Below are 14,754 nucleotides of genomic sequence, written 5' to 3'. Positions count from 1 at the left end.
GGGGCTGATGTTCTTTACAGGACTTACGTGCAGGCGGCATGGACCTCGTCGATGTAGCTGTCCATGAGGCCCAAGCTGTTGTTGTTGTCGGCGCCGATGGGGCTTTGCTGCTGGATGTAGGCGAGGTTGAGGACCCAGGCCTTGAGGTCGTCGTCGATTCCGGCGGGGAGCTTCCCGGCCTCTATGTCGTCTTGGTAGGCGCCTCGGAGGCGGTGTCCGTAGCGCATGGCTTCCTCAACGTCCTCTGGGCTGCGTGGGCTGTTGCCCTGCCAGTAGCCGTAGACGTAGCTGGCTCTGTCGATCCAGTCGTCGGCGTAGCACCACTCCCCCGCTTTCGCCTGCCCCGGCTCTGGTGGGACGTCGGCGGCTTCGCTGGTTCCACACCCGGTGAGTGCAGCAGCGAGGGCGCCAGCCGCAGCCAGCGCCCCAAGGATTCTCTTCATCCCCACCCCTTCAGCGCCCTCTTGGGCAGCCGTTCTTGATGTACCGCGTCCAGACCTTGACTTGCCCCCGTGCCCCCTGGAGACGCTCGCGGAGCACGCGCAGTTCCTCGGGGTCGGCGCTGGGGTTGCGTGCTTCCCATGCTCGGGTGAGCTGGTCGACCTCTTCGCGAATCGCTGCGAGCCGTACATCGGCTGCTTCACGGCGGTCCTGCTGCCGGTAGCTGGCGAGGGGGCTGGCGATGGCCACGAGGTGCTCCGATTACTCATCCGAGGAATGTTGCTAACTAGATTCTCAGCGTGGTCTCGTGGCCGTCAAGCTCTTCTGTGTAACTAGTCGTCTTGGGCGAGGGAAAGGGTGCCTTCTCCCCAGCAGTCGATGCAGTCTGCGTCGGGGGTGCGGGGGTCTTCGCCGGATCCTCGGCAGGCGCGGCAGACCTGTTCTTGCATGACACCGTCGTTGACGACGGTGTGGGCCTTGAAATAGTTACTACGCGGCATCGTCCCGCCTTACTTCTTCGATGACTTCAGCGTCGACTATGCCGAGTTGTTCGGCGACGGACTTGGGGGGTATGGCGGCGGGGAGCTCGCGTGCTGGCTGGCTCTCGTCGCGGCCGAACAAACGGGAAAGGACTCCAGCTCCTGCCTGGTTGGAGGCTGCGGACTGGTTGGCCTTGATGGTGAGTGAGAACCCTTCGGCGTCGCCTTCGCGCTTGTTCTTGATCATGCGGTTGGCGCGGTCGATCTCCTGGGAGAGGTTGGGGTCGGCGTATCCGCCGTCTACCTGCTCGGCTAGGTGCATGAGCATGACCCGCCTGACCTGCATTTCCAGGATCGCGGACTCCACGGCCGCCAGCTGGTCCTTGGTGCGGATCTCGACGGGGATGTCATAGACGCAGGCGGACCCGGGGTCGAACGCGGGGCATTTTCCTGCGAGGTAGCAGCCGGTGCATTGGAGGATGCTGTCGGAGTTCGTGCGGACGAGGTTGAGGGTGCGGGTTCGCCGGTCGCCGGTTTCGGTGAAGTAGGGTTCCTGCTTCTCCTCGACTTCCATGCCCGGGATGAGGCGCTTGGGGCGGGCCGTCGGGGCGCTGATGTTGAGCTCTGTGTTCTGCGCGCTCCGGCCGTAGTTAACAACACCCTCAGCACCCTTTTCCGCGTTTGCGGAAAGTGGGGTGTCTAGTGGTATATCAGCTATCTTCGGGTCGAGGGGCTCCCCGTTGATGCTGGCGACCTGCTGGCGCCACGACCAGATGCTCAGCTTGAGGAGCTCGTTGTTGTCGTCGTCCTCGATACGGTCGTTGTCGATGCCGATCTGGTGGAAGAGGGTGCGGTGTCGCTTCTTGCCCGACTCGCGGTTCTTCTTCGGGTAGCGCTTGAGCTCGCGGCCGTTCCAGACGATGATGTCGCGGAACTTCACCGGGGAGAGCCAGCTTGTTGAGCTGACGCCGGTCCAGGAGATCTCGGCCATCTGCTCGGGCTTGGTCATGCCGAGGCCGTAGAGCTCTGTTCCCAGTTCCTGCACGGCTTTGTTCAGGAGTGGGGTGAGGTCTCGGTCTCCGAGCGACGTTCCGGTGACGGCAACGCGTGGCTGGCGACTGAGGACGTTCTTGAGTTCGTCTATGCCGTCTTCTTCGTGCCAGACGGTGATCTGCTTCAGTGTCCGGGTCCGGTTTCGGATCCATTCGCGGCCGAGCTGGAGTGCGTCGAACTCGGTATATGCCTCGATGTTGCCGATGTTGCGTTCCACGAAGGTGTAGTACTCGTCAGCGATCTGCTTGAGTTCGTCGTCGCTGTACTGCTTGTCGGGTGCATTGTTGATGGTGTGGCAGCCGGAGTCCAGCAGGATCCTTGTGCCGTCGGAGAAACGGTCTGCGAGGTTGACCTTGTCGAGGTGCTTGATGCGCCTGCGTAGTCCCATGAATGAGACGGCGATGGTGTTGACGCCGCAGGATTCGAGGAGTTCCCCGAAGGCGTTGATCTCGCCGCCTCCGTAGTACATCTCCATCAGTCGTCAGTCTCCTTGAGTCGTGAGTCCAGGGCCTTCATGGTTCGCTGGCGCTCGATTTCGTCCACGATGGTGTCCCAGGGGCGGGCTTCCTTGGGGTGGTCGGGGTCCCAGATGTCGAGGGCGTATTCGGGCTTGCCGTAGAGCATCACGGTGTACCCGGCGCGGATTTCCTCGGCGGCGCAGACAGGGTCGGATTCGATGACGAGATCGGCGCCGTCGGATGCGCGAATGGCGGCAAGGAGGCGCAGTCGGCCTTCTGCTACTGTCCTGGGCGCGAAATCGGCTGGGGGGGTATAGGCCCTCACGTAGCCGGAAATGCCGTGTACGCCGAGCCAGTGTTCGGTGTCTGCACGGGCGTCCGTGTCCAGGAGCACGACGCGGAACTTTTGCACGAGGGACTGGTAAATGGCGCGGCCTATGTCGTCGACTCCGTCCGGGTGTGCTGCGGGACGGAGGACGCCGCTGAGGTTCATCACTACGGTTCTCATCACGCGACCCTGATGTAGTCCTGCATGCGCTGGTACTTCTCCGGTGTGGTGTGGCCGTCCCACTGAACGAAGGGCGCATTGGGGTGGACCTTGCGGACGTGGCTGAAGAGCTCGACGTCGCCCGGAGCTATGTGCCAGGAGAGCTGCTTGGTCCCGGCGTAGATGAAGACGGTCCACCAGTCAGGCTGGTCGAGGTCCAGCGAGAGGGTCATGTACGAGGGGAAGAGGTGCGCAATGAAGGCGACGAGTTGTGCTCGTTCCCGATAGACCTCGTCGAGGTGCGTCATTCTGCGTCCTCCGGGGTGCTTCCTCCACAGTGACAGCAGGCTTCCCAGTAGCGGCCGTCAGGTGATATGTCGATGCATGCGTTGTCTTCGCAGAGGCAGCAGTTCATGACACGTCCCGGTAGGCCATGGCCGCGCGGATGACGAGCTCGTCTGCGCTGGCGAGTTGGGCGGAGTAGGTGGCTTCCTCGGCCGCCTCGATGGCTTTGGTGTGCGCGTGCTCGATGGCACCCAGCACCTTCACGACGCCGGTCTGCTTGGCTTTCTGCCAGCGCCAGTTGTTGAAGTCCCAGTAGCCCTTGCCGAGGGGCTTGGTGAACGCCTTGCGCCGGTTGCCGTGGATGTCGGTCATCATGCCGACGGCGTACTGCACGGCGGAGGCCAGGCGGTTAAGTGCCGTCACCCGGTAGGAGCCGTCAAGGTGGGGCAGGTCGCTCAGGATGGCTCGGATGCTGGTGCGGGCCGTCATTGCGGCTTCCAGGTCCACCCGTGCGTAGGGAAGCCACTGGGGCTCTTCCGGATGGTCGTATGCGGTGTCGTGCGAGGGCCTGACCGTCCACCTGGTGCTGGTGAGTTCGTACGCGGCGTACGGGAGGATGTCTCGGATGTCTGTGGCGTCGAGGTTGACGAAGTAGGTGACCTCGAACTCCTTGCCCCCGAAATCAGTGTGGGCGGTGCGAGGCCAGAGGTGTGTGCGGAGTTCGTCGTCGATGTGCTTGGTGACCTGCTCGATACCCGTCTGGCCCCACTGCGGGTTGCAGGTGTAGAAGAGGGGCCAGTCGATTCCCATGAGGACGTCGAGGTCGCCGTTGCCTCGGTCGCCTGCCCACTGGTAGGAGACGCCGGATCCGGCGAGCCAGATGGTTGTCCAGGCGGAAGCGTGGTGGTAGCCGCGCTTGTGCCAGAAATTGAGGAGCGTGCGGATGATGTGCTCGCTCACCTCGAACTTGACGGTCTCGCCTTCGAATATGGCGGGGTCGAGGTTCGGTTGCGGCTTCGAGAAGTAGCCGGAGGCGCCGTGGAATTCGGGTATCTCGGTCTTTGCCAGCTGCTCGGCCAGCTCTTCGAGATACGTTTCGTTAGCCATGTCCCGAGTTTATCTGGGGCAGTGAGGATCCCCCTCATTCCACGTGTCGGGTGCGTGGTGCGGGGGATCCTCCCATCCGGTGGTAGCGAATCACCGGGGTTAGTAGGGGTTTCCGCAGACGCAGATATCACCCTTGTGGCACTTGCAGCGGCAGCACGTGGGGATGCAACCGTTACAGCTCTCTTCGCCGCACCATTCGTCGTAGATGCCGGGGCAGTTGTCGTTACAGCTGACGAAGTCGTGCTTTTGGTCACTCACGTTCGGAATCTTTCGCAGGGATTTTGCACCAGCAGGTCGGCAGGTGGACGTAGCGGACTTGCCGGGCTTCTGCGTTCTGCTGGTATTGCACTTGGTGCCTGTTGCCCTGGGTGTCGTACTGGTCTACCGCTGCCTTGTGGACGTACCGCCAGGTTCCCTGCGTCATGCGCGCTGCCAGTCCTCGGCGAAGAGATCTGTCTGGCTGGGCGTCCACGGCACGAAGGATCCGTCGCGGTTGCGGATCATCATGTAGGGCTGGAAGCGGCAGACGGTTCCCTCGTCCAGCTTCGTAGCCTGGGCCGTGTTTCCGTTGATGGCTATGCCGTCGGGGTAGCCCTGCTGGCGTACGACGAACATGCCGTATCCGGACCAGTTCTTTCGGGCTACTAGGTGCCCGTCCTTGAGCAGGGTGAAGGCCTGGGCGAAGTCCATATCCGGGACCTCAGATCTTGAGGGACTGTGCGAGGCGCTGGGCGTCGGCCTGCTGTGCCATCTGGTGTGCGGCCTGCTGCATGCCCATCTGGACGACCTGAGCTGTCTTGGTGACTTGGATGTCGTCGTAGATCCGCCGGGCGGCCATCTGCATGTCGTCGATGGTGGGCTCCCGGTCCGGCGCGATGGGCGCGTTGATGTCGGGGCTGGCCTGGACGATGCCGCCGGAGCGGATGATGACCATGAAGGCGGTCTCCACCTCGATGACTTCCCGCTGGTCTGTCTGGGCGCCTCCGCCGTTCTTCAGCGCGCCAAGGTCTACTGCTGCCACTGCTACTCCCCCTCCTGGGCGGACTCAGGGGTGAACGTCAGCGTGAAAGGCTGACCGATCTCGAAATGATCGGCTACGTCACCCCGGACCGACATTTGCACGCTGAGGGATGGCGTGTAGTAGGCCCACTCCCTATTGCGGTCATCGGCGTAGTCCACGCCGAAGCCAATGGTCGCCCCGCGATCCTCGCCCTCACCCCACTGGCGCTTGTCGGTGACCAGCGCCTTGGCCGTGATGTTCATTGCCTTGCTCCTAGTTGTAGAGGCCGCGCTGCTTGAAGACCTTCTCCTGGACGACCGACTTGGCCGGGCAGAAGTCACAGAGGAAGACGTCCTTGTCCGAGTGGTACTTCGGCAGGCCTGCTTCCTTGCGTTCCTTGGCGGTGTTGGGGGTGAGCCGCTTCTCGGGGGATTTGTAGTCGCCGCATTCGCGGACGCGGAGGTGGTTCTTCCAGCACGTGAGGGCGTCGTCGCGGAATCCTGCGTCAGCCTTGTACACCTCGGGGTCGAACCCGGTGGTCTGTACGGAAAGCTGGCGCAGGATTTCCTTGCGAACGGACGGGGTGTGCCACTTGTCCTTCTCGACTCGCATCAGCTGCCCGATGTGCGTGGTGCCGCTCTCTTCGGTGTGCTTCTGCCGGATGAGCGCTGCGAGGATGTGGTCATCCCTGGGGTTTCCCTCAAAGTCGGGGAGTTCTTCCAGGGTGTGGCACTGGTCGCACCGGAGTATACGAATCTGCTCTGCTGCCATAAGGAAAAGCGTAGGGAGCGGAGCGCAAATGCTGTTAGTACCAGTGGTGGGACTGCCAGAAGTTCCAGGCGCCGCAGGCGGATCCGTAGCGGCCGTTCACGTAAGAGAGCATCCACTTGACCTGGGTGACGCCGTTGGTGCGCCAGTCGGCCCCGGCGGAGGCCATCTTGGAGCCGGGGAGGGCCTGGGGGATGCCGTAGGCGCCGGAGGACGGGTTGGTGGCGTGGACGTTCCAGCCGCTCTCTCGGACTGCCAGGGCGTCGAGGCAGGAGAACTGTGCGTCGCTGAGGACGGCGCGGGCGTAGGTGCGCGGGGAGCCGCTGGGGGGCCTCTGGGTGGAGCGGGAGGTGGTGGCGGGAGCGCGGGTGGGCTTCTTGGTGACCGGTGCCTTCTTGGCTGCGACGGTCGGCGACGGGGCGGGCGCGCTGTGCGTGGGCTTGGCAGTGGGGGTGCTGCTGGGCGTGGAACTGGGGGTGGCGCTCGGGATCCGGGTGGGTGTGCTGCTCGGCGTCCTCGTGACGGTGGCAGTCACTGTCGCTGTGGGCCGGGGTGCGGGGGTGTCGTCGCTTCCGACAAGAAAAAAGGCACCCAGTGAAATCACTGCGATGCCGATGAGCTCGATCAGGATGAAGGCGACGAGCTTGATCTGCTTGGGAGACATGAACGTTCCAAACATCGGGGACAGGGAGTCCTCCGACGCGTCCGGTGTGTGACCGGCTTTTCGGAACTGCCCTTTACCGTAGCAGGGTTGTTCAGGCGCTGTTATTGCCGTTGGTGCCGAGTTCGCTTTCGATGCGGTTGACTGCGTCGCGGAGGCTGGAGCCGGAGTTGGGCTTGAGTTCGTGTTCGATCCAGTTCAGTCGGGACATGACCCCGGGGCGGGCTTCATGGCCTGGACGTTCTGGGATGCCGTTCCAGTCGTCCATGAACTCGTCCACCCGTTTGGCGACGCTGCGTATGAGACGCAGGAAGCGCCAGGCGAGTGTGAGTCCTCCGGCCACTGCTGCGAGGGCAATGGACCATACGGCCAGAGGGTCGATGGGGGTTCCCGTGGGGGTCATGGGCAGGGGCCTTTTCAGGTCAGGAGAACAGTAGCCGCCATGTGAGCGGTCCCGGGTATCCGTCGGCGTCTCCGGCGAGCTCCTGACGGGACTTCTGGAATGCGGCGACGTTCTTCCTGTCGGCCTCTCCCCAGTCCGGGCCGGGGCCGACGGTGTAGTAGCGGCCGAAGCCCTTGCGGACCAGCTGCTGGCCGAGCCGGGTCACGTACTTGTTGCTGGCGCCCGCCTTGAAGTGCTGGGTGCCGGGGAAGGCCGGGATGGTGGCCGAGCCGGAGCCGGTGGACGGGGTGGTGGTGCCGCCGGTCTTGAAGTGGTTGACCCGCTCCAGGAAGTAGTCCCAGGGGAAGTTGGGGCCGGGGTCGGTGTGGTCGGTCTGGTGGTAGGCGGCGGAGACGTCGCGGTGGCCCACGATGCCCTTGTGGCCTGCCTTGAGCTCGGCGACGGTGAGGTGCTTGACGGGGATGGAGTACTTGGTGCACCAGTCGGCGGTGACCTTGGCTGCCTGGTCGATGACGGCCTTGGAGTAGGCGTCGAGCCACTCGGCTCGGGTCTGCCGGGCGTAGCCCGCCATCTCCAGGCCCAGGCCGTCGGAGTTGGCGCCGGGGGCGTGCCAGGCGCGGTCGTTGTCGTCGACACAGCGGACGGCGGAGTCGTTGTCGACGCAGACGTGGGCGGAGCTCTTGGAGGTGGTGGGGAGGTTGGCGAAGTACTGGGCGACGGCCTCGGCGGTAGTGGACTTCTCGGGCGCCTCCATGTCGTGGATGACGACCAGTCGGATGGGGACGGAGCGTCCCTCCCCGTACCAGCGACTGCGAATGACCTTCATGAAGGGGGTCTCCTTAACCCTGGTGGCGCATGCGTGAGTAGTCGGCGCGGGTGCCGGTGGCGTAGCGGGTGGTGCCGTCGGGCATGGTGGCGTCGTAGGCCTCGGTGATGTTGAGGTATCGGTCGTCGATGGCCCGGCGGGTCTCGGGGGTCGTCTGCTCGACGAAGCCGCCGCGATTGCGGGTGACCTTCTTGTGGGAGCCGTCGGTCATGCCTTCGTTGAGCTCGCCGTTCATGCTGCGGAGCGGGGGCAGGGCCATCTCAGATCGTCTTCTTTCCCTTGCCGTTCTGGCTGTTGCGGGCGCCTCGGTTGGTGTACTGGTGCTTGGCCATGGACGGGCCGACCAGGGAACTGACGCGCTTGCCTGCGCCGAGTCCGCTGACGCCTGTGCGGGCGGTGAACGGGGAGTTGTCGCCGACACCGCTGCGCCGTCGGTCGTCGATGCGCTTGGTGTTCTTGATGGCGCGCTTGGTCATGAGGTCACCTCCAGGACGGTGCGAACCGGGCCAGGTCTGCGGGATTGGCCGGGCTGTTGTTGTTGGATGGACTGGCGTTGCTGCCAGGGATGGTGGGGACGTCGGAGGCGCGGCCGACGGGCGCGAAGCGCTCGGTGGTGCGTGACTGGCGTTCGATGCCGGACATGGGTGTGAGCCAGGACGGCCAGTCGTAGTCCCCACGGTCCATCCGGTCGCCCTTGTGGACGCCTCGGTCGTAGGGCCGGTCGTAGCGGGTGCCGCCTGCGCCGTAGGACTGGAGGAGCTTGTCCTGGTGGCGGCCGGTGCTGGCGCCGAGGTAGCCGTCGGGGTACTCGGCGTCGGGGGTGCGGCCGGACTGCATCATCCGGCGCATGTCGAGGGCGTTGCGGGCGCCGACGATGGGGAAGCCGCCACCGCCCCCAGCGCGTACCTCAGAGCCCGTCTGCCCCTGCTGGAGCGGCGGGTTGTAGGACGCGGTGGGGTAGGCCATGGCTAGCTGCTCCTGGTGCTGATGGAGGGGGCGGATCCCTTGACGGCGATGACGGTGGTGGTGCCGTCGCCGGACGCGGTAGATCGGTCGCTCTGGCCGTTGGTGTTGACGGCGTTCTCGTTGGCTTTGGTGCGGGCGCCGAACTGCTGGGTGTTGAGCGAGGCGAGTGACATCAGGTGCTCTGTCCGTAGCAGCGGCGGGAGTCGAACTCGGCGCGGCCGTTGTGGCTGGCGCCGATCGGCTTGACGTTGCGGCCGGTGGCGCCGGACGCGGCTTCGTTGATGTAGGTCCGGTAGACCTTGACGCCGCCGTTGGCGTAGCCATGGTTTGCGTGGACCTGGGTGCGTGGTACGGCGGTGCGGGGCTCGGGGACTTCCTTGCCTCGCTTGCGTGGGACGAGCTGGCCGGGTTCGGCGGACCGGTAGGTTACGGCGACGGCGGACTCGCCCATCTGCGGGAACTGGCCGCTGGAAAGATTTCGACTGGCCACGGTTTTCCTCCTCGACGCGGCGTGAAATGAGGGAGTGCGACGAGGAAGGTGTCCGATGTGGCTATTGTGCAGCCGGTCTCAGTTTACGGGTTTAGTCTCGTACGACTCGCATGAGAAGTCCGGAGACTTCCTTCTTGTCCGGCATCTCGGTGGTGAAGAAACCGAAGTTCGTCTTGAGTCGGATTGCCTGACGTGCAGCGTTTCCTTCTGCGACGGCGATTCCCTTACCGGCCTGACCGATGGCCCCATGACCGACTGCCTTGATGACAACGGTCTTACCGTCCAGGACGGCGTGCGCTATGGCGGCGCCGAGATCCTTGGTGGCGGTGTTGCTGCCTACCCGGAAGATCTTCTCTTCTCCGTTATCGGTTCCCATGAGTGCTCCATCTGTTTTCACGATTATGGTCTGAGAGTAGATGGGGCGGCTATGCGGGTGTTAGTCTCGATGTGCTGCTGGCTCCACTGGTTGCACAATAAAGCCCCCGGTTTGGCGGCCGGGGGCATCTTCATGTTTCAGGTCAGGCGGCCTCTGGCACCGGGAAGACTTCCGTGTGCGGGTGGAGGTTGCCGAGGACGGTGGCTTCGTACGGGTTCTCGGCGCTGACCTCTCCGGTGTGTACTGCCTCCGCCATTCTCGCGAGACCGTAGGCGTCGGCGTTGTTGTCGTTGAAGCAGAGTTCGCCCCATTTCTTGTACACGCCGAGTTTCATGTCTTCTTTGGAGGCCTTGGCCGTGCCGGTGACGAATTGCTTCAGCTGGGTGGGGGCCACCACGGTTGGGTAGGAGACGGGCTTGCTGAAGGCCGCTGAGAGGGTGAGCTTGACAGTGGCGCCCAGTTCACCTGCTTCCTCCCGTCGGAATCGGCTGTTGCGGGCGTAGCCTTCCATGCAGATGTGCTTGATCTCCAGGCCCTTTTCGTTGATTCCGTGGGCCACGTCCACGATGTGTTCGGTGACGGCTTTCAGGCGATCAACGCCGGATCCGTAGTTCTTGGCCGGGTAAGCCTTGAGGTCGAACTCGGCCTTCTTCCACTCCGGCACCCAGACCACGATGGAGAAGCCACCGAAGGACTGGTCGATCCCCATGAAAGCATCTGTCACGATTCCGCCTTGTTCCGTTCCAGCTCGTCATAAATGTGACTTGCTGTCATGTCGGCCCAGGCGGCTGCCCGGGATTCATTGTGCGACCACTCGGATGCGTAAACTGTTCCCGGAAGGAAGTAGTGAATCGCATCTTCGAAAATGTTCGCCCAGATGATGCCTATGGTGGTAGTGCGGTCCCGGAAGAGTTCGGCGATGACGTTGCAGTCGCTGCACAGGGATCCGCCATTCCGGGTCGTTACCCCGTTGCAGCGAATACCCGGCTCGTCGGCGGTCTTTGGGTGGTTTTCCCTGGGGTGCCCGCAGTAGGAGCATGCCTCGATGGAGCTCATGCGGTCACCGGCACCGGGTGGGGCGTCATGGGCCAGGAGCCGTCGATGGTGACGCCTGCGTCGCCGGTCTTGTTGCGGAGGTAGCGCTCGAAGCTGTTGGCCTGCTGGCGGGCCCAGGTCTGCTGTGCCGTGTGCAGGGTACTGAGCGGGATCTGGAGGCCCCGGTAGCGCTTGATGAGGGTGCGGGCGAGCTGGGCGGCTGCGACGGCGTCTGCGGCGGCGTTGTGCCAGCCTTCGAGGGAGACGCCGTAGAGGGTGCAGACGTCGCCGAGTTTGCGGCTGCCTCGGCGGTAGGTGTCGACGGCCTTGTCCATGATGTACGGGTCGAGGATGGGTGCGAGGACTCCGGCGGTGCGCTCTTCCAGTGTGGGGATGCCGTTGCGTCGGCAGTCCCGGTCCAGGGTGGTGAGGTCGAACCTCGCGTTGTAGATCACGAGGGGGATGTTGGCGGTCAAGGCTCCGTCGAGTGCCGCTACGAGACCTTGAAGGGCGGATGCGGGGTCGAGGCCGTCGGCGGCCATCTCGTCGGAGATACCGTGAACTTCGGTTGCCTTGGGGTCGATGGGCACGCCGGGGTTGATGAGCATTTCCCAGCTGTCCTTGACGGTGCCGTCGGCGCCGACCCGGGCGAGGCAGGCGGTCACGATGCGCGCCTCTTCGGGGTTCTTGCCCGTGGTTTCGGTGTCGAAGGCTGCGAACTCGCCATTCCACCAGGGAGTTGCCATGGTCATTCCTTTCGCGGGTTGCTCAGAAGTCTCCGGGGCCCATCTGTGCGGTCATGATGCCGATGGAGCGCCACAGGTTGACGACGCGGTCCCGGTCGTCGAATGCCATCGTCACGTTGTAGGGGTTGCGGACGTGGCGGTCGAAGAGTTCGAGCTTGACTCTGTCGTCCCTGCGGCGGTCGCCTTCCTCGCGCATGAACAGGGCGTGGTACAGGACTTGGTGGTCCCAGAGCCAGTCTTCGGTGTGCGGCCGGAATTCATCGGATCGGCCGGACATCAGGATGATTTGGTGTCCTGTTTGTGCAAGGCCCCTGAGGACGTTGTTGAGCGGTGTGTTCAGGAGGTCTTCCCCGCACCGCGCGGTGTCGTAGGGGCTGCGGCCCTTGTGTATGGCGAGAGTGCCGTCGAGGTCGACGATGACGGCGCGCGGCTGAAAGGTGTCGGGGATGTAGTAGCTGGCATTGAGGGCCTGGGCGTTGAGCCAGTCCTCGCGCAAGGTCCAACGCTGCTTGCGGGCCATGCGCTCGATAACGTCCGGGCCGACGTAGCGTTCGCCGCGCTGTCCGCGCTCTGCGTCCCGGCGAATGCATTCCTCCACAGGTACGTCGAGGAAGGAGTGCACCCGGTAGTCGACGTCTTCGGTCGCCAGGGTGGTGAGGATGCGCTCGGGTACCCGCTTGTGCAGGTGGGTGTTGTCCAGGATGACGTTGAACCCCTGCTGGACCGCTGCCAAGACGCCCTTGTCGAGCACCTTCAGCGCCAGCGTCTCGTTCTCCTTGGAGTACACGCCGTTGGCGGTCATGGCGCGGATGTCGTCCAGGTTGAACCGCTTGAGTTTGCCCCCGGCTTCGGCCACCAGCTGGCGGGCGCACGTCGTCTTCCCGCTCCCTGGCAAGCCGGTGGTGAAGTGGACGGTGGTAGTCACATGTCCCCCTTCCAGGGGCCGACGGCGGCGGGCTTGAGGCTGTCCCATGCCTGGGCGCTGACGACGTCGTAGATACGGCGTGTGGCGCCGGAGCCGGACTGGGTGAAGGCGGGGAAGTGCCGGGGATCGGCGGGGATGCCGGTTTGCAGGAGGTCGTGGACCATGCGCTGAGCGCGGTCGTGGAAGTCGTTTCGCAGCCGGTCGGCGGTGCTGAGCAGCCACTCGCAGTACTCGTCCGGCAGAAGTGCCAGCAGGTCTGCCAGGTCACGTCCGTCTCGCAGGATCTCCCACACGTGCCGCTCTGTCAGGCCGGTGACGACGCCGTGGAGCCGGATGTAGTCGGCGAACTTCACCTTGACTCGCAGGCCGGAGGCGTAGTGCAGCACGTAGCCTTCTGCCTCGTGGCCGAGTACGGGTGTGCCGTCCGGTCGCTGGTTGCGCTGGCTGCGGAAGAGCAGGGTGCTGAGTTTGGCGTCGGGGTACTGACGGATGACGGAGCCGCCCACAGTCAGTTCCCACGCAGCTCCGTACCAGTCGATGGGTCGTTCGCAACCATCCGGGCGGAACACCGTGAGCAGGCGGAGGGTCTCCGTGGGGCCGTTGTCGACCACGATGCGGTTCTGCGGGTAGATGATCTCGACCGTGTAGGTGTTCGCTGTGGACAGGTTGTCCATGTTCACCTGGTCGAGCCAGCGCTGCGCCCACTGGGCCTGCTCGGACTGGAAGCCGCCCTTGGTGGCAGCGAGCCAGCGTCCTTCGTAGAAGAAGATCGTGCCGAGCGAGCCGTCTGCCTTCTCGTAGACCTTGAAGGGTTCGTTTGGCAACGCGGGAGCGTAGGGCTTGCCGTTGATGTGCTCGGAGGCGTTGTGGAACTTCGGCATGCAGTGCGCGACGATTTCGTCGTCCGGGCCGACAACAAGGCCTCGGCAGCGCCGCGTTACGTCGTTCCAGTGCTCTTCGATGACCGTCTTGTCGGTGTAGCAGTACACCCAGAGCGGAAGAGTGGGATGCTGGCTGGCGCGGACGTATCCCTGCTCTTTCATGGCGTAGAGCTCGCTGAGCACGAACAGCTCGTTCAGTTTCATGTTGTCACTGCCGCATCGTCCGGGAGAAGCCTGTAGCCCCGGGCGTTGGGGTAAAGGCGTCGGAGGAGAATTTTGGTGGGGGCGCCGGTCTCTACGACGGTTGCGTAGGCGTGCCTTCCGTCGATGCTGTCGATGTGTATGGCGCGGCCCTCCTTGCGCGGGTCGTTGTCCGCGTACACCTGGCCGGGCTCGACGACGAAGGGCATGGATTCGGCCTTGGCGTCGATTCCCATGCGCCACCACTTGCCGGTGGGCTTGGTCCAGTAGGGGCGGAGTCGGCCCGGGACCGGTACTCCTCGGTAATGTGTGGGCGGCTTCGGCATCGTTCCTCCTCAGTTCTCGTCAGGGTTGTCGGGGTTGGCCCAGTCGGCGGCCACCAGGTTGAGGGTCCTGAGTGTCTGGTTCGGTGCCTTGTCGGCTTGCCTCTGGAAAAACTGAGAGGTGGCCGTGAGTGCGATTTCCGCGAGTTCGGCGGCGCCTTTGGAGTGGTCTCCGTCGTGGATCCTGATGGCCTGTGCCACGTGGTCGATGAGCCTCACGCGGCGTTTAGCTCTCGGTGCTCCGTGACGCACTGCGGGCACATGACTTCGCCGTCGTTGGGCTGCGCGATCATGTCTCCGGCTTCGTAGTAACCGGGGCAGTAGGTGCACGGTCCGGCGACGGCCGCTTCTCTGGTGTCGAGTGCCATCAACCCTCCTTCGTGACGGAGGTGATGTTCGGGTATTCGGAAAGGATGGGTATGCGCCAGCCGATCACGTTCGCCTCGTAGCGCTCGCCCGCGCGGAGCTGGTTGTACAGGTCGGAACTGTTGTTCTTGAGCGCCATGAAAGAGTCGGTGTTCTCGAAGACACCGGCAGAGGTGAAGATCAGGTACTTGCAGTCCGTCGTCCCGCTGCTGTCGCTGGAGCAGATGCGCTCCTTGCTGTTCACGGTGAAATCGACCTGGCGGGAGGACGCGGCGTACACCCCCAAGTAGGTTCCCGTGGACATCAGGGACACGACGATCACGGCCGCGAAGAGGCGCCAGTGCCGCTGATCGCGGCGCAGACGGCTGAGGGGGAACTTAGTCGCAGTAGTCACGGTCGTACTCCTCATCCGGGTCTTCGTCCTCGTCCGGCGCTTGGACAATTTCTGCCATTTCTGCTTCGTCGAGAAGAATCACG

At 64.0% G+C, this 14,754-nt stretch carries 28 protein-coding genes; all 28 read right to left on the bottom strand.

Going from position 1 to position 14,754, the window contains the following annotated elements; all coding sequences use genetic code 11:
- Positions 1-23 precede the first annotated feature (23 nt).
- Complete coding sequence (locus ACFYP4_RS02950) at positions 24-443, bottom strand: hypothetical protein (RefSeq protein ID WP_388782227.1); 420 nt, start codon at positions 441-443, stop codon at positions 24-26.
- Positions 444-453: 10 nt separating this feature from the next.
- Positions 454-690, bottom strand: a complete 237-nt coding sequence (locus tag ACFYP4_RS02945) for a hypothetical protein (protein WP_388782224.1) — start codon at positions 688-690, stop codon at positions 454-456.
- Between the two features lie 240 nt (positions 691-930).
- The gene (locus ACFYP4_RS02940; protein WP_388782221.1) at positions 931-2,448 is read right to left on the bottom strand and encodes a hypothetical protein; all 1,518 of its coding nucleotides are present in this window, start codon (positions 2,446-2,448) and stop codon (positions 931-933) included.
- Positions 2,448-2,939 (bottom strand): hypothetical protein, encoded by a 492-nt coding sequence (locus ACFYP4_RS02935; protein WP_388782218.1) that lies wholly within the window; start codon positions 2,937-2,939, stop codon positions 2,448-2,450. Before ACFYP4_RS02935 ends, ACFYP4_RS02940 begins: the two co-directional genes overlap by 1 nt.
- Positions 2,939-3,226, bottom strand: coding sequence for a hypothetical protein (locus ACFYP4_RS02930; protein WP_388782215.1), 288 nt, complete (start codon positions 3,224-3,226; stop codon positions 2,939-2,941). Before ACFYP4_RS02930 ends, ACFYP4_RS02935 begins: the two co-directional genes overlap by 1 nt.
- A 103-nt stretch (positions 3,227-3,329) precedes the next feature.
- A complete protein-coding gene (locus ACFYP4_RS02925; protein WP_388782212.1) occupies positions 3,330-4,310 on the bottom strand; it encodes a hypothetical protein in 981 nt (326 codons plus the stop codon).
- A 420-nt stretch (positions 4,311-4,730) separates the two neighbouring features.
- Positions 4,731-5,000 (bottom strand): DUF2829 domain-containing protein, encoded by a 270-nt coding sequence (locus ACFYP4_RS02920; RefSeq protein ID WP_388782209.1) that lies wholly within the window; start codon positions 4,998-5,000, stop codon positions 4,731-4,733.
- Positions 5,001-5,010: 10 nt separating this feature from the next.
- A complete protein-coding gene (locus ACFYP4_RS02915) occupies positions 5,011-5,331 on the bottom strand; it encodes a hypothetical protein (protein ID WP_388782206.1) in 321 nt (106 codons plus the stop codon).
- 2 nt (positions 5,332-5,333) lie between these two features.
- Positions 5,334-5,573: a hypothetical protein gene (locus ACFYP4_RS02910; protein ID WP_388782203.1), complete on the bottom strand. Its 240-nt coding sequence runs from the start codon at positions 5,571-5,573 to the stop codon at positions 5,334-5,336.
- A 10-nt stretch (positions 5,574-5,583) separates the two neighbouring features.
- On the bottom strand, positions 5,584-6,081 hold the full coding sequence (locus ACFYP4_RS02905; protein WP_388782200.1) for a hypothetical protein: 498 nt from the start codon (positions 6,079-6,081) through the stop codon (positions 5,584-5,586).
- 34 nt (positions 6,082-6,115) lie between these two features.
- A complete protein-coding gene (locus tag ACFYP4_RS02900) occupies positions 6,116-6,742 on the bottom strand; it encodes a lytic transglycosylase domain-containing protein (RefSeq protein ID WP_388782197.1) in 627 nt (208 codons plus the stop codon).
- Positions 6,743-6,833: 91 nt separating this feature from the next.
- Positions 6,834-7,082 carry a hypothetical protein gene (locus tag ACFYP4_RS02895; RefSeq protein ID WP_388782194.1) on the bottom strand — a complete coding sequence of 83 codons (249 nt, stop codon included), beginning with the start codon at positions 7,080-7,082 and terminating at the stop codon, positions 6,834-6,836.
- A 79-nt stretch (positions 7,083-7,161) separates the two neighbouring features.
- On the bottom strand, positions 7,162-7,968 hold the full coding sequence (locus ACFYP4_RS02890) for a peptidoglycan-binding protein (RefSeq protein ID WP_388782191.1): 807 nt from the start codon (positions 7,966-7,968) through the stop codon (positions 7,162-7,164).
- Between the two features lie 13 nt (positions 7,969-7,981).
- Complete coding sequence (locus ACFYP4_RS02885) at positions 7,982-8,227, bottom strand: hypothetical protein (protein ID WP_388782188.1); 246 nt, start codon at positions 8,225-8,227, stop codon at positions 7,982-7,984.
- 1 nt (position 8,228) lies between these two features.
- Positions 8,229-8,444, bottom strand: a complete 216-nt coding sequence (locus tag ACFYP4_RS02880) for a hypothetical protein (RefSeq protein ID WP_388782185.1) — start codon at positions 8,442-8,444, stop codon at positions 8,229-8,231.
- Between the two features lie 4 nt (positions 8,445-8,448).
- The gene (locus ACFYP4_RS02875; protein ID WP_388782182.1) at positions 8,449-8,934 is read right to left on the bottom strand and encodes a hypothetical protein; all 486 of its coding nucleotides are present in this window, start codon (positions 8,932-8,934) and stop codon (positions 8,449-8,451) included.
- Positions 8,935-8,936: 2 nt separating this feature from the next.
- Complete coding sequence (locus ACFYP4_RS02870; RefSeq protein WP_388782179.1) at positions 8,937-9,107, bottom strand: hypothetical protein; 171 nt, start codon at positions 9,105-9,107, stop codon at positions 8,937-8,939.
- Positions 9,107-9,424: a hypothetical protein gene (locus tag ACFYP4_RS02865; protein ID WP_388782176.1), complete on the bottom strand. Its 318-nt coding sequence runs from the start codon at positions 9,422-9,424 to the stop codon at positions 9,107-9,109. Before ACFYP4_RS02865 ends, ACFYP4_RS02870 begins: the two co-directional genes overlap by 1 nt.
- A 91-nt stretch (positions 9,425-9,515) precedes the next feature.
- The gene (locus ACFYP4_RS02860) at positions 9,516-9,800 is read right to left on the bottom strand and encodes a stage V sporulation protein S (protein WP_388782172.1); all 285 of its coding nucleotides are present in this window, start codon (positions 9,798-9,800) and stop codon (positions 9,516-9,518) included.
- Between the two features lie 142 nt (positions 9,801-9,942).
- The gene (locus ACFYP4_RS02855) at positions 9,943-10,509 is read right to left on the bottom strand and encodes a hypothetical protein (RefSeq protein ID WP_388782169.1); all 567 of its coding nucleotides are present in this window, start codon (positions 10,507-10,509) and stop codon (positions 9,943-9,945) included.
- Positions 10,510-10,520: 11 nt separating this feature from the next.
- Positions 10,521-10,856: a hypothetical protein gene (locus ACFYP4_RS02850; RefSeq protein WP_388782166.1), complete on the bottom strand. Its 336-nt coding sequence runs from the start codon at positions 10,854-10,856 to the stop codon at positions 10,521-10,523.
- Positions 10,853-11,581 carry an exonuclease domain-containing protein gene (locus ACFYP4_RS02845; protein ID WP_388782163.1) on the bottom strand — a complete coding sequence of 243 codons (729 nt, stop codon included), beginning with the start codon at positions 11,579-11,581 and terminating at the stop codon, positions 10,853-10,855. The genes ACFYP4_RS02850 and ACFYP4_RS02845 overlap by 4 nt, the downstream gene beginning before the upstream one ends.
- Positions 11,582-11,603: 22 nt before the next feature.
- Positions 11,604-12,506, bottom strand: coding sequence for an AAA family ATPase (locus tag ACFYP4_RS02840; protein ID WP_388782160.1), 903 nt, complete (start codon positions 12,504-12,506; stop codon positions 11,604-11,606).
- Positions 12,503-13,591, bottom strand: coding sequence for an RNA ligase (locus ACFYP4_RS02835; protein WP_388782157.1), 1,089 nt, complete (start codon positions 13,589-13,591; stop codon positions 12,503-12,505). Before ACFYP4_RS02835 ends, ACFYP4_RS02840 begins: the two co-directional genes overlap by 4 nt.
- On the bottom strand, positions 13,588-13,824 hold the full coding sequence (locus ACFYP4_RS02830) for a hypothetical protein (RefSeq protein ID WP_388782154.1): 237 nt from the start codon (positions 13,822-13,824) through the stop codon (positions 13,588-13,590). Before ACFYP4_RS02830 ends, ACFYP4_RS02835 begins: the two co-directional genes overlap by 4 nt.
- A 99-nt stretch (positions 13,825-13,923) precedes the next feature.
- The gene (locus tag ACFYP4_RS02825) at positions 13,924-14,130 is read right to left on the bottom strand and encodes a hypothetical protein (protein WP_388782151.1); all 207 of its coding nucleotides are present in this window, start codon (positions 14,128-14,130) and stop codon (positions 13,924-13,926) included.
- Positions 14,127-14,279 (bottom strand): hypothetical protein, encoded by a 153-nt coding sequence (locus ACFYP4_RS02820; protein ID WP_388782148.1) that lies wholly within the window; start codon positions 14,277-14,279, stop codon positions 14,127-14,129. Before ACFYP4_RS02820 ends, ACFYP4_RS02825 begins: the two co-directional genes overlap by 4 nt.
- The gene (locus ACFYP4_RS02815) at positions 14,279-14,671 is read right to left on the bottom strand and encodes a hypothetical protein (protein WP_388782145.1); all 393 of its coding nucleotides are present in this window, start codon (positions 14,669-14,671) and stop codon (positions 14,279-14,281) included. Before ACFYP4_RS02815 ends, ACFYP4_RS02820 begins: the two co-directional genes overlap by 1 nt.
- Between the last annotated feature and the right edge of the window lie 83 nt (positions 14,672-14,754).

It is taken from the genome of Streptomyces sp. NPDC005551 (genome assembly GCF_042871785.1).
GTDB lineage: Bacteria > Actinomycetota > Actinomycetes > Streptomycetales > Streptomycetaceae > Streptomyces.
The sequence above is the reverse complement of the archived record's forward strand: the minus strand, read 5'-3'. Positions and strand labels throughout refer to the sequence as shown.

Bases quoted from the DNA above. Each gene is read 5' to 3' on its own strand.
- ACFYP4_RS02950 (WP_388782227.1), bottom strand. From the start codon at position 443: ATGAAGAGAATCCTTGGGGCGCTGGCTGCGGCTGGCGCCCTCGCTGCT.
- ACFYP4_RS02940 (WP_388782221.1), bottom strand. From the start codon at position 2,448: ATGGAGATGTACTACGGAGGCGGCGAGATCAACGCCTTCGGGGAACTC.
- ACFYP4_RS02935 (WP_388782218.1), bottom strand. From the start codon at position 2,939: ATGAGAACCGTAGTGATGAACCTCAGCGGCGTCCTCCGTCCCGCAGCA.
- ACFYP4_RS02930 (WP_388782215.1), bottom strand. From the start codon at position 3,226: ATGACGCACCTCGACGAGGTCTATCGGGAACGAGCACAACTCGTCGCC.
- ACFYP4_RS02925 (WP_388782212.1), bottom strand. From the start codon at position 4,310: ATGGCTAACGAAACGTATCTCGAAGAGCTGGCCGAGCAGCTGGCAAAG.
- ACFYP4_RS02920 (WP_388782209.1), bottom strand. From the start codon at position 5,000: ATGGACTTCGCCCAGGCCTTCACCCTGCTCAAGGACGGGCACCTAGTA.
- ACFYP4_RS02910 (WP_388782203.1), bottom strand. From the start codon at position 5,573: ATGAACATCACGGCCAAGGCGCTGGTCACCGACAAGCGCCAGTGGGGT.
- ACFYP4_RS02905 (WP_388782200.1), bottom strand. From the start codon at position 6,081: ATGGCAGCAGAGCAGATTCGTATACTCCGGTGCGACCAGTGCCACACC.
- ACFYP4_RS02900 (WP_388782197.1), bottom strand. From the start codon at position 6,742: ATGTCTCCCAAGCAGATCAAGCTCGTCGCCTTCATCCTGATCGAGCTC.
- ACFYP4_RS02890 (WP_388782191.1), bottom strand. From the start codon at position 7,968: ATGAAGGTCATTCGCAGTCGCTGGTACGGGGAGGGACGCTCCGTCCCC.
- ACFYP4_RS02885 (WP_388782188.1), bottom strand. From the start codon at position 8,227: ATGGCCCTGCCCCCGCTCCGCAGCATGAACGGCGAGCTCAACGAAGGC.
- ACFYP4_RS02880 (WP_388782185.1), bottom strand. From the start codon at position 8,444: ATGACCAAGCGCGCCATCAAGAACACCAAGCGCATCGACGACCGACGG.
- ACFYP4_RS02875 (WP_388782182.1), bottom strand. From the start codon at position 8,934: ATGGCCTACCCCACCGCGTCCTACAACCCGCCGCTCCAGCAGGGGCAG.
- ACFYP4_RS02870 (WP_388782179.1), bottom strand. From the start codon at position 9,107: ATGTCACTCGCCTCGCTCAACACCCAGCAGTTCGGCGCCCGCACCAAA.
- ACFYP4_RS02860 (WP_388782172.1), bottom strand. From the start codon at position 9,800: ATGGGAACCGATAACGGAGAAGAGAAGATCTTCCGGGTAGGCAGCAAC.
- ACFYP4_RS02855 (WP_388782169.1), bottom strand. From the start codon at position 10,509: ATGGGGATCGACCAGTCCTTCGGTGGCTTCTCCATCGTGGTCTGGGTG.
- ACFYP4_RS02850 (WP_388782166.1), bottom strand. From the start codon at position 10,856: ATGAGCTCCATCGAGGCATGCTCCTACTGCGGGCACCCCAGGGAAAAC.
- ACFYP4_RS02845 (WP_388782163.1), bottom strand. From the start codon at position 11,581: ATGGCAACTCCCTGGTGGAATGGCGAGTTCGCAGCCTTCGACACCGAA.
- ACFYP4_RS02835 (WP_388782157.1), bottom strand. From the start codon at position 13,591: ATGAAACTGAACGAGCTGTTCGTGCTCAGCGAGCTCTACGCCATGAAA.
- ACFYP4_RS02830 (WP_388782154.1), bottom strand. From the start codon at position 13,824: ATGGGAATCGACGCCAAGGCCGAATCCATGCCCTTCGTCGTCGAGCCC.
- ACFYP4_RS02820 (WP_388782148.1), bottom strand. From the start codon at position 14,279: ATGGCACTCGACACCAGAGAAGCGGCCGTCGCCGGACCGTGCACCTAC.